Below are 12,603 nucleotides of genomic sequence, written 5' to 3' on the forward strand. Positions count from 1 at the left end.
TATAATAGTTTCTTGTGAAACAGACTTATACTTCTTTTATAGTAGATATCTTAAATATATACTCATCTCTTCTTTTGTTATTTCTTGCCGTCTAACGCAATCCATTTTTTCACTTCTTTTTGATTTCGGAAAATCACCACTTCTGTGTTCGTACCAATAACTGACATTCGCGCTTCGAGTAAGTCGCGTAGTTTATTAACAGGTCTTTTATTGAACATTAGAATAACATCGTTCGCTTGCAGAAAAAACGATGCTGCAGTACCTGCAGGTACATCAACCACTAAAACTCCACGCGTGGTATCCATGCCCGTTGCCGAGCGTTCGCCTAACGTGGTGAGATTCTTAACTTTTGCTCCAATAAAATCAATGGCCTCGCTGTCTGTTGTCTGATCCAATGTGATGACGGAAGGTAGTGGCGTTTTTTTTGCGAGGGCTTTCAATTCGGGTGAAATAACACCGAAACTGTCCATTGCAAAATTTTTAAAGCCTACAGAAAAAGCTACCGAGCCATCTTTTAATCGAAAGTCTCCGGTTTGTGGATTTACAAAGTCAAGTTCGCCACACACAGAGTGTTGATCTGTGCCTCTGCTCCAGGCTGCTTTGAGTGAAGCAGAATCCGGAAACATGTTATAATCTGTTTCCTTACCCCAAACCTCAATATGTATAGGCAAGTATCCGGCGGAAACTATATTGTGCCGGAACACATCATTACTGTTTTTAAACCAGACATGTGGATGAAAGGTGTTATTGATCAGAATGTTGTTTTCAACTATGCGGTTTACACCTTCGCGAAGTTTTATGCCGCCATTAAGGCAAAGATTGTTGTAGATGAAATAATTACTTGAACCATCGTCCAGATCTATATCCCATCCATGATCACAACGCATTCGGTTATTACGGATGGTGATAGGCTTAACAACATCCAACGTCGTAAGCTCAAAATTATTTTCTACGATTGTGTCCAGCACCTTCTTATCAGGATGCCAGTACCGGTCTCGTCCCCACGAGTTGAATGAGCCATGATCGCCGGACTCTTTCACCGTGTTGAATACATCATTGTATTCGATGAGGTGACCACCCCAGGTTCCTTCGCCTATATTTATACCGGCACGGGGAACATCATATACGGTATTGTGGCTCACCGTAATGCTTTGGCACATGGACAATTCTATTCCTGCTGATTGTTTTTCGACCCGGCCGAGATTGAACATCAAGTTATTATATACTATACATTCCGCCGGGTAGTTGTTTGTTTTAGGGCCGGGTGTGTGATCGATCTGTGCCAACGGTACAAACTGATTATACTCAAAACTTGGAGAACGTACTGCATTTGGATCGCCAACAAAACAGATGGCGCTTGCCCCGACTTCAGAGAACACACATCCTGACACTTCGCAATTCCGGTTGTAATTGTTAAAGAAGACAGCATTTCCTCCGAGATTAAGGAGCGCGCAATTTTTAAGCGAACAGTTTTCAGCACCATCGAGAAGCACGGCTCCGCCGCGGTAAATGGTCCAATCACTGCGTAACAACGGCTCGCGGTTATCCATAAAGGTGCGCAGTGTATGCGTAAGGGTAAGTCCTTCGATGGTGATATTTCTTACAGCCTTCGTTTCGCCTCCCCGAAACTCCAATAGATGGGCAATTTGTGGAGTTTCGAATTTTGCTGTTTTAATGTCGAGACCTGTAGGAGGAAGGTAGTATAAAATTTTTGCGTGCTTGTCGTAGAACCACTCATTGGCGACATCCAATTCTTCAAAAATGTTTTCAACAAAGCGATGCCTTTCATGCATGCCCATACGGCGGTTGTTTTGCCAGCCTCCTTGCAGCACCAGTTCACCGTTGTTATTTTTTCCGGTAATAATGTAATGAAAGTCTCCCCATTCATTCTGGTGCAGGGCGTGTACGTATCCTCCTTCCGGGCTTTTCCATTGAGACACCCTTTCTTTGCTAAGTGCATCGGTTGCCGTACCGCCAAGAAAACGAGCTGTTGAGTCATAATTTGGATAGCGTGCCATCCGCTGCAAGTGCCCGTTGACAATTAACTCATCCCATACAAGGTCTTGATTCACTTTAGCCTGCCAAATGCCATTGCGATAGGGGACCCATTTCAATTTCAAAACCGTACTTCCACTCAGTGTGACCTTCTGGTTTTTATGATTTCTGATGGTAAGTGTTTCGGTCTCCTTGCGGGAGTCTTCTGATGTAAATACAATTGGGTGATCCAGATAGAAGGTGCCGCCCATAAGGCTGATCTCCACATGTCCAGAAGCTTTACGAGCTTCAAGCATTGCCCGGTCTATAGACGCAAAGGGCTTCGCTTGGGTGCCTCGCCCGTTATCACTTCCATTGGGCGCTACATAAATGGTTGTCTGTGCGCAAAGTACGACTGGCCATAACGCAGCCAGCATTATCAAAATTTGTTGTTTTCTATTCATTTTAGTCAGTCGGTGATCACATCTATTTCAGCATATCCCATGCGATCGTTGCCTTCAGCGTTCTTCAAGGCCCGGAGCCTGATGAAACGAGCCTTTAGCGGTGTAAACTTTTTGATTTGCCACAGCGGGTTGTTTTTAATATTTGAGAATTCACCTTGATCTACCAGTTTCCAATCTTTGTTGTCAGCCGATACATAAAATTCATAATGCGTAATGATACCAGGACCCCACATGCCCTGGTCAGGATGATATCGGAAGCCACTAAGATTCAGTTCACTTCCCAGATCGATTTCAAGGTCAACAGGAATTTTTTTGTCTTTGCCCTGATGATGCCATGCTGTAGAAGTGTTGCCGTCCAAAATCGCATAAGCTTTATCATCCTCTGCCCCAACGATCTTCCAATCTTTTCGATAAACATCAAATTTCTCCATGGCAACCGGACTGCTTTTACCTGAAGCTGGATCATAGGCAATGGCCTTAACATCCACTTTTCCTTCACTCTGAACAGGGGCAGTGTATTTTTTCGACTGTGGGGTTGGTTCGCTACCATCCAGGGTGTAATAGAAATAAGGTCCTACGTCATTTGTGGTGATGGTTATTTCCCCGAATTGACTTCGCATAATCGTGGGAGCATTCAGGAATGCAGGGGCATTGTAAATTCCGATATTCGAGATCAGCGGGCTTCCCTTCGAATCTGTAATAGTGAAGCGTACCTTTGTGGCTTTTACACCCGGAAAACGAAGGATGCGTTTGTACCCGATGGTTGTTCCCTGAGATAATTCTCTCCAGGTTCCATCCATGAACGCTTCTACCTTGAAAGACTTTACGCGTTGTCCCAAACGAATATACTCCTGAACCAGGAAACGATTAAACATCATGGGGCTTTCCAAATCTATGATTAACGAAGCCGTTGTGATGTTATCGTCCGTTGCCCAGTATGTATCGCTACTGTTATCTGTTACGTTCGCGGCACCAAATTCTTGCCTCTCGTCACGTACATTCGAGGCACTTGCCTTCTTTTTTTCTGCCAGGTTTTCGGCAAAAGAAGTTCTTACCATTGTAGCCAATCCCAACGCTGCTTTTTCATCGGCTTCATGAATTAAACCATTTGGCATTATTGGGAAATTGAGAAGCAAAGTCCCATTACGACCTATGGAACTATAATATGTTTCCATTAACTGAGGTACTGTCTTCACCTTGGTGTCCTCACTGGGATGGTAAAACCACTCCGGTCGAATGGAGGTATTTACCTCAGCTGGTACCCACGAATCGCCATCTTCCAGGCCGAAGTGCAGCATCTTCCATTCAACTTCTCCCGTGCCGTTCAACAAGCTCCAGTTAGTTTCACCGACGTAACCGGCTTCAGTTCCAACCCAGCGAAGGTCTCCTCTGTCACCTCCATCATTCCAGATCACAATGTTGGGCTGTAATTCGCGTATCATCTTGTAAGTATTCTTCCAATCATAATAGATGGTGCGGTCAATTGTACGATTTTCGTTGGCGCCACCATAATATCCTGTACCTCCGTTGGCTCCATCGAACCATATTTCGAAAACGGGGCCATAATTTGTTAGCAACTCTTTGATTTGATTCCTGAAATAAGTGATGTATTCAGGTTTTCCGTAAGCAGGGTGGTTACGGTCCCAAGGAGATACATATATGCCTAACTTTAATCCGTATTCTTTACAAGCGTCAGCCATTTCACGAACTATATCTCCCTCACCATTTTTCCAAGGGGCATTTTTAACCGAATACTCGGTGTATCGGGAAGGCCAAAGACAAAAACCAGAGTGGTGCTTTGCCGTTAGTATGATTCCTTTCATACCTGCTTCCTTGCAAATACGCGCCCATTGACTACAGTCCAGTTTTTGCGGATTAAACAAATTAATATCTTCATTACCATATCCCCACGATTGATCTGTATAGGTATTTAATGAAAAATGAACGAAAGCATAATATTCCATTTCCTGCCATCTCATTTGATTTTCAGAGGGAACTGGGCCTACATGGCCTGGAGCTAGCGTCTTGCTACAGCAGACGAAAATGGAAAAGATGATTCCGTACAAAAAATATCTGATCATGGTGTTTGACTTTTTCATGCTGAAATTGAAAGTATTATTTAAGTATAAAGAGAATATGATGTCACCATTGGATGGGAACAATGCCTGTCGCATAAATATGGTTTATTATTTGACTTTAATCATAACTTCGTTGCCTTTCAACTTTTCAGACCTGGCCGTCAACCGGATTTCTCCAACTTGTTTATCGGCCTGCACCAGAACCAGGCAGTATCCATTGAAGGCTTTGCGCTGCATGGCCTTGTCCGGTTCATGACTGCTGGGATCACCGTTTCCAGTGCCTATTATCTTTCCCGGGCCCTCAATTGAAAACGTTATGAGATTATCGGCTATAGGAACCACCCTGCCTTTTGCATCTTTAACAGCCACTCGAATCACAGCCACATCACAGCCATCTGCCGCAAGGACCGTGGAATTGCTGGCCAACGTTATTTGTGAAGGAGCAGTTGTAGTTTCTATGAGATCTTTGGTTACAACTTTCCCATCTCTATAACCTTTTGCTTGCAGCGTTCCCGGTGTGTAAGTCAGGTTCCATACGAGCTTTTTATAGGGCACGGCTTTTTGTTTTCCGATGCTTTTGCCATTGAGAAACAATTCAACTTCTTCGCAATTGGTGTAACAGTGTACCGGCACGTTTTCTCCGTCTTTGCCAGGCCAATTCCAATGAGGAAAGATATGAACGATGGGATTATTGGTCCATGCTGCTTTGTAGGCATAATATCCGTCTTTGGGGAAACCGCATATATCCATAAATCCGAAATGCGAAGTGACACATGGCCACCGGTAAGGCGTGGGCTCGCCTCTGTAGTCAAATCCAGTCCAGACGAATGTTCCTCCGAGAAAAGGATATTTCACTATATCAGCCCAATCTTCACCTGGAAAAGGTCCCCAGTCAGGTGCCCACTTGCTGAGACTAGATACATAGCCTTTTCCCCAGTTGTTTTCATATTCTCCGCGAGTTGAAATGAAACTTGTGGATTCTGTACAAAACACAATTCTCTCCGGATGATTTTCATGATCTTTTACATACGCCATTTTCTTATCACCATAGTTATATCCGACTACATCAAGCACCTCGCTGTAGCCGCCTTCGTTTCTCCCGTGGTTCATGGCTGCAGTGACAGGTCTGGTAGGATCAATACTATGGGTGGTTTCTACAAGGGTTTCAAGAATCCTGATGCCTGTAACAGAACCCTGTATACACTCTTCGTTCTCCATACTCCAGATGAATACGCAAGGGTGATTTCGGTCCCTGTATAGCATTGTTTTAAGATCTTTAAGCCCTTCCTCTGAGCTAGAAAGGTGACGGTTCTCAGCCAAGACAAGTATTCCCATGCTGTCGCACATATGGAGCAGTTCAGGAGTAGATGGGTGATGTGTGCGATAGCCATTACAGCCTGCTTCCTTCAGCAGTTTTAGTTTATACCAATTTATTTTATCAGGAAGAGCAACACCAATGCCAGCAAAGTCCTGGTGATTGCTTGTACCCTTTACAGGATAAAGTTTTCCATTCAGGAAGAAGCCATTACGGTTAAATTCTATAGTCCTTACTCCAAACATGGTTTCATATGTATCAACCAGATTCTTATCATCCCAGACTTCGGTAAGTATTTTGTAAAGGGTTGGCGTTTCAGGCGACCAAAGCATCGGCTTTAAGATTGTTCCCTGCTGAGACACTTCAATCTTACTAAAGGAATTGATTTGAAGGGAAGAAGTTTTTGTTTCGAGCACAACGCCATGGTGATCAATAATCTTTGAAAGCAGCGTAACATTCCTGGGCGTTTTGTATTCGTTGCTCAGGGTGGTCTTTATACTTACAGAAGCCTGATCTGCAGAAACGGAAGGCGTTGTTACGTATGTTCCAAACCTGTCTACATGAAGTTTGTCGGTTTTTACGAGCCACACATGCCGGTATATACCACCACCTTCGTACCACCACCCTTCATACTCACGTGCATCGACCTTGATCAATATGACATTTTTACCTTCATCACCATAACGCAAAACATCTGTGAGATCATAGTTTGATGGTGTGTAACCACTTGCATGGTTTCCTAACAGATGGCCATTTACCCACACGGTGCTATTCCTGAAGATTCCGTCAAACTCGATCGATATTTTTCGTCCCGATTCGGTTGCTTGTATTTGAAACTCCTTTCTATAAAAACTTATACCGGTAGGCAGATAGCCGCTAACAGCCGGTTGACTTCCCAGTGTATTGTCGTTTACAAATGTACCTTCTATAACCCAGTCGTGCGGAACATTGATCTCCTTCCAATCTTCAGGATAAAATACCTTGAAGCTATTTTCATTCGTATAGTCAATCACTGTGTCTTTAGTCGGAATAACGTTCACGTTGGTATCCGTCAATCCTCCCTGACCACCTGCTTGTACCACGCGTTTCATAGCTATATCTCCTTTGTGGAACTGCCAGCGCTGATCAAAATTTTCCTTTACTCTTTTGAATGCGATACCTTGCTGGCTTTGTGTTAGTCCTGTTACCGGAAATATGAGTATAGCGAGAAGGAGTAACACAAAAAAAATCAATACGTTAAAAATGCGATTCATCAATGGTTTAATTATATCAGCTTTAATGTGATTTAAAAATGTTGAATGTTATGAAGGCCTTATTTTGATTTTGCAATCGTTTTGATTTCTATAGCAGCATCAGATATACCAGGTGAAGTAACCGTCAGGCGAATACTTCCAGCATCATGAGTACTTTTAATCACGACTAACGCACGTCCATGCCATGCTTTGCGTGTGTTGGTTATATAGGGCTCATAGTCTTTTAGATCGGCATTATCCACACCTGCAATGACACCGGGACCTTCAAGATTAAATCGCAGGTGGTTGGCAGCATTGGACTGAAATATACCCTCCTTGTCTGTAATCTCGATCGTAACGTAGGACAGGTCTTGTCCATCGGCCTCAATTTCTTTTCGATCAGCCGTTACGTTAATTTTTGAAGCATCACCGGATGTCTGCAGCATCGTTGATTCAACTTCCCTACCATTCTCTACTGCAACGGCTTTTAATATACCCGGTGAATAGGGCACATCAAATGTGGCTTTATATTCCTGTTCGCTTGAGGTGGCCTTTTCGCCAATAAGTTTGTTATTCAGGTAAAGCTTAACATGACTGTATTTCGAGTATACCTCTACCTGTATAGTTTTTCCTTCAAATCCGGGCCAGGTCCAGCTGTCCCAGGTTGGCCAGACCGACCACCATGTTTTTTTAATTTCAAGGGGTTCAGGTTCGGGTTCCCGAACAGCCATATATAGCTTCTCGGTATTATTATATAACAGACTTCTATAGTGGGATATAGGTTTTCTCCAGCCAATCAAATCAAGATCCCCACAATAAGCTCCATGCCACGGGAAAAATTCATTCTCCCAATGTTGTCCGGGCGCTTCACCTGAATAATACCAACGGCCTATACCCGATTCACCAAGATAATCCATAGCAGTCCATACGAAGTCCCCGATGATATAGCTATTATTCTGCACCAGCTTCCAATTCGCAAAAGCATCGTTTGGATATGACTCCGTTTGAACAATGATACGAGATGGTACCCGCTCATGATCGGCCGGTGCACTAAACAAGTGATAATTATACCCGACTATATCATGTACTGCCATAAGCGAATCAAAGGCTTCCCATTTCTTTTCGTTGCTTACTATAGCGGATGTTATGGGACGGGAGGTATCTGTTTTCTTAACTTCATCGGCAAGCATCTTCGCTGTTACGGTAGCATCAGGCGTTCCTCTTTCAGGTATTTCGTTACCTATACTCCACATCACTATAGAAGGATGATTGCGGTCACGCATAACCATGGCTTCCAGATCGCGTTTCCACCACTCGTTGAAGTATATAGCGTAGTCAAATTTATTCTTCCCTATTTTCCAGCAATCAAACGATTCGTCCATCACCAACAATCCCAATCTGTCGCACGCGTTCAGGAACGCTTCTGATGGTGGGTTATGAGACGTTCTTATGGCGTTAAAACCTGCAGCCTTGAGTAATTCTACTTTACGCTCTTCCGCACGATCAAACGCAGCGGCCCCCAGGCATCCATTATCATGATGCACACAGCCACCGTTTATTTTCACCGTTTTACCATTAAGCTGAAATCCTTGCTCGGCTGTAAAATTTATGGAGCGTATACCAAAATCGGTCTTGCCATCATCAACAACTTTAGCATCTTTCAATACCTGTACCTGTGCCTGGTATATATATGGAGTTTCAGGCGACCAAAGCATAGGCTTCGCTATAACTATAGTTTGAACAACTTCCTTTTCACTATTGGCGGAAAGCTCTACGTTAACATGACCGCTGCCTGTGTTTTTTGAGTCTCTATTCAATATCAAAGTCTTGAGAACAATTCGCTGAGGCGAAGCCGTTTCATTTTTTATCAGTGTCTTTACCTGCACTGTTGCTTTTTTTGAAGTAACATCAGGCGTTGTAATAGATATACCCCATGGTGCCACGTGTACGGGGTCGGTCACCGTCATCCAGACATGGCGATATATACCTGACCCGCTATACCAGCGACTGTTTACATGCTGTGAATTGTCAACACGTACTGCGATAACATTCTCCTTATCAATGGCAAGGTAAGGTGTAAGATCATATAGGAACGATGAATAGCCATACGGATATATACCTAAGGATTTCCCATTGACAAACACTTCGGAGTTCATATATACTCCTTCGAAGTAGATGGAAACTTTTTTGTTTTTCCACTCCACGGGTACGTTAAACGATTTCCTATACCAGCCTTTGCCTGCGGGAAAGTATCCACCGCCACCCGCTGTGGGATTTTTAGGTGCTATTCTTCCTTCTATACTCCAGTCGTGCGGCAGGTCAAGCTTGCGCCAACCTGAATCATTAAAATCTACCCGGCTGGCGATTGCTGTATCTCCAAGAAAGAATTTCCAGTCATTATCAAATAATTGTTTCCGCTCAATCGAATGTTGTGTGTGTCCTGCGATGTTGCTTATCAGCAAGACAAATAATGTTACTAATGCTTTCATGAAAAAAAATACGAGTCAATTAACTATATAAAAGTGGATCTGATATCAAGAGGAAGTCATCTCTTATACATCTGATCTGGGGTGGGAGCTAAGCAGCTTTTTGAATTGCTTTCGCCTCAATCAGATCAGCTGTATAGGAGATGACTTCTGTTACTGCTGAAATAATTACTCTTTCAAGACTTTAAAAGATTGTGAACCGTTGATGCTATTGACGCGAACTAAGTACAATCCGGGCTTAAGAGCAGATCCCAGAGACAGTTTATTTGAACTGCCTGAATGGACAACAGTTTCTACTGCCTTTCCTGCTGCATCCAGTATTGTGATTTGCAATGGTTCGCCCGAATCAGGCACTTCGAGTGTAAAGGTCTTTGCAAAAGGATTCGGATATACTTTAATGCCGAGTTCGGAGGTGCTAAGCTCCGAGGAACTTTCTCTTCCGCTAGAACTGCCCAGAGTAGTGATTGACCATTGTTGGTTAGAATGGCTGCTTGTTTGCCACTGACCTAACAACGAGGGATCCGCCCTCAACCCCAAGCCATCTATATATAGCCCGGTAGTCCGATTCTTAAACTTTACATAGCTTCCTGCAGTTTCCTGCGACCATTGTTGATTAGGACTGTCACTTGCAATTTTTTGAACTATACTTGCGCGATTATTTGTGCTGCCATTGCCGTCAAGATACAAGCCAGTAGCGCGATTTTTGATTTTCACATAACTTCCTGTAGTCTCAATAATCCATTGCTGTGCCGTGCTTCCGCTGGAATGCCACTGGCCGGCCTCGCTTCCATCGTTGGCACGGTATAATCCATCCATCATCATTCCTGTAGCCCTGTTGGCTAAGGCAAGATAGGTTACCGGAGACGCTGCTTTGGTAAGTAAGATTGCTGTTGTGGAGAGCGATGGTACGGTTATCGTGAGCGAATTTGAATTTACCGATACTGTATTGGCCTTCAGCGCATTTTCCGTGTGCGACACAAAGGTTTCTGTCGCCGGTAAAGATGACAACTGCAATGTTTTATAGTTTCCATTGGCAACCGTGAAATTACTCAGGTTGATGGTTACTGTGCGGGAAGCACCCATGTCACGATTGACGAGTATGACTGTCAATGAATCAGAATTTTCGTTTACAGACGAGTAGGCTGATACTGTATTTTCAAGAGATGAAGTGCTGGATATACTATATTTTTTTGCATTCCTGCTAAACAGGTGCAGGGTTTCCCACATACCGATAGACCAGTTCCAGGGAGTGAACAATTCAACGCCATGGTTTGCAAATGTACCCAGATGTGAAGCATAGATGACAGACTCAAGACTTGGGTTGCTGCTCGACATGGTGCCCCACTCACTTACCCCTGTAGTTATACCATGGTTGGCGCCGAAATGTTCAGTTAGCCAGTCGTTGACACGTTTGAATATATATTGCTTGGTAAGTGAGGTGTCCCATCCGCCCGTACTTGTTCGAATACCGTTTGAGCCAGGATAATCATATGTCTCATCGAAATAAATCCGGTGTCCCTGCAATGCCGCAGCATCATCACTATTATACCAGGGGTAGTTATGAATATCGACAACATCCACCAGTTTAATACCGGTTGCTTTATATTCATCGGCAAGGCGTTTTATGAAGTACTCAAGCCAGGGATAATATCTGCCATCGATATATATACTTTCACTTGCCCATTTATACCAGTGCCATTCAGAAGTGTTAACAGGTCCGCAAAGCTTGATACCTGGGTATAGCGCTTTCGCTTTTTTCGCCAATTCTATATAGCGATCCATAAAGGCAGCAGCCGATAGCTGTGTGGGCATAGCCCAGTCATGCGTGCCACTCCAGATATCAACTTCATTGTCCATACTCCAGTATAGAAACTTGTTCTTATTAAGTCCTAAACCGTTGGCTCCAAACCAATGATTAAGAATTGCTACCGAAGAATCGGCCGGCCAGGGCTTACTGAATAAATCCTTGTTTCCCTCAACCAGGGCAGGAGCGTCATCGTCTGGATTAGGTGTGCCATCACCGGCTAAATTTTGATGATTACCAAACCAACCCGGATGAGACTGCATATACTCCCAGTCGGGGAAGTTATGCTGGCCGCTCGATGCCACTCGGCCCAGTAATTGAAAGGCAAACATGCTCTGTACGTTGGAAAAATTGGTATTGATTTTTTTTGCATAAACATCCCAATCGGCACCATAAACGTTATTGAACCAGTCAGGGTGAACAGCGAGTTTTGCGCGCCAATTGTATGCTGACATATTATTGCCGCCGCCAATCCGCGCAAAGCGCAACCCAGCATCTTTATAAAATTGATCTGGCTTGTCCAGGCTTTCGTTTCGTCCATATATGTGTTGAGAGATCGGACGTTTGTTCTGAGTGGCGTTGACCGCGATAGTAACGTTTTGCGCGTAAGTTTTAATGAATGAACAACAGATACACGTGACAAGCAAACACATTCTTGCCCGCGAGAAGTTTTGTTTTTTCATAATTGATGGGGTTTAGTTGAGTTTTTCATTTCTGACTATAAAAATTCAGAATGCTTCCTTGCTACACCTTTTAAGTAGTAGGGAATAAAGTAAATCATTTACTACAAGGAGAAAATCTAAGAAAGATGCATCTATGATATACGGCAACGTTTGAGGTCGATCAAGAAGTGAAAACGTTTGAGATAAACTGCTATTGTGAATTAAAAAGATCGTTTTTGCCTGTAGGATGGAGGCCAATGCACAAATCGCCTAAAAATGATGTCCAAATAGTCGTCTCAATAGAGTAAGTATCCTTGTGGTAGTATCCCCGACAGGCGGACATCATCACACTTGACATCGAGGTATAAAATTAGCTGGTATGGACGTATTTACGTTCGCTGTGTAACATTAGGCCTCCCATCCATGAGGTGGATTTTGCTTCTGTGTGCGGGGTTTAGAAAGTTAAGTGGAAGTAAACACACAACGGATCAAAAGTATTGTGTAAATTATACTTATTGTCCCCTCTGATTCCTAGAATTTAGCTTGATTTGACTTCTTTGCGTTGTAACTGTCAACTGCGGTATAGTG

General features: G+C 43.5%; 5 protein-coding genes. All 5 read right to left on the reverse strand.

All coding sequences use genetic code 11. The annotated features are described in order from the left end of the window. Positions 1-77: 77 nt before the first annotated feature. The 5 genes from B5Y40_RS10935 to B5Y40_RS10955 all read right to left on the reverse strand — a co-directional run bounded on the left by B5Y40_RS10935 (position 78) and on the right by B5Y40_RS10955 (position 12,036). On the reverse strand, positions 78-2,438 hold the full coding sequence (locus B5Y40_RS10935; RefSeq protein ID WP_079686695.1) for a right-handed parallel beta-helix repeat-containing protein: 2,361 nt from the start codon (positions 2,436-2,438) through the stop codon (positions 78-80). Between the two features lie 5 nt (positions 2,439-2,443). Beyond that, positions 2,444-4,417: an alpha-L-fucosidase gene (locus B5Y40_RS10940; protein ID WP_245840517.1), complete on the reverse strand. Its 1,974-nt coding sequence runs from the start codon at positions 4,415-4,417 to the stop codon at positions 2,444-2,446. 207 nt (positions 4,418-4,624) lie between these two features. After that, positions 4,625-7,084, reverse strand: coding sequence for a beta-galactosidase GalA (galA, locus tag B5Y40_RS10945; protein ID WP_079686696.1), 2,460 nt, complete (start codon positions 7,082-7,084; stop codon positions 4,625-4,627). 59 nt (positions 7,085-7,143) lie between these two features. Next, complete coding sequence (locus tag B5Y40_RS10950; RefSeq protein ID WP_079686697.1) at positions 7,144-9,552, reverse strand: glycoside hydrolase family 2 TIM barrel-domain containing protein; 2,409 nt, start codon at positions 9,550-9,552, stop codon at positions 7,144-7,146. A gap of 165 nt (positions 9,553-9,717) precedes the next feature. Then, entirely contained in the window at positions 9,718-12,036 is a 2,319-nt protein-coding gene (locus B5Y40_RS10955; protein WP_079686698.1) for a glycoside hydrolase family 44 protein, read from the reverse strand. Positions 12,037-12,603: the final 567 nt, after the last annotated feature.

The sequence above is a fragment of the Ohtaekwangia koreensis genome (genome assembly GCF_900167975.1).
Taxonomy (GTDB): domain Bacteria; phylum Bacteroidota; class Bacteroidia; order Cytophagales; family Cyclobacteriaceae; genus Ohtaekwangia; species Ohtaekwangia koreensis.

Bases quoted from the DNA above. Each gene is read 5' to 3' on its own strand.
- B5Y40_RS10935 (WP_079686695.1), bottom strand. From the start codon at position 2,438: ATGAATAGAAAACAACAAATTTTGATAATGCTGGCTGCGTTATGGCCA.
- B5Y40_RS10940 (WP_245840517.1), bottom strand. From the start codon at position 4,417: ATGAGATGGCAGGAAATGGAATATTATGCTTTCGTTCATTTTTCATTA.
- galA (WP_079686696.1), bottom strand. From the start codon at position 7,084: ATGAATCGCATTTTTAACGTATTGATTTTTTTTGTGTTACTCCTTCTC.
- B5Y40_RS10950 (WP_079686697.1), bottom strand. From the start codon at position 9,552: ATGAAAGCATTAGTAACATTATTTGTCTTGCTGATAAGCAACATCGCA.
- B5Y40_RS10955 (WP_079686698.1), bottom strand. From the start codon at position 12,036: ATGAAAAAACAAAACTTCTCGCGGGCAAGAATGTGTTTGCTTGTCACG.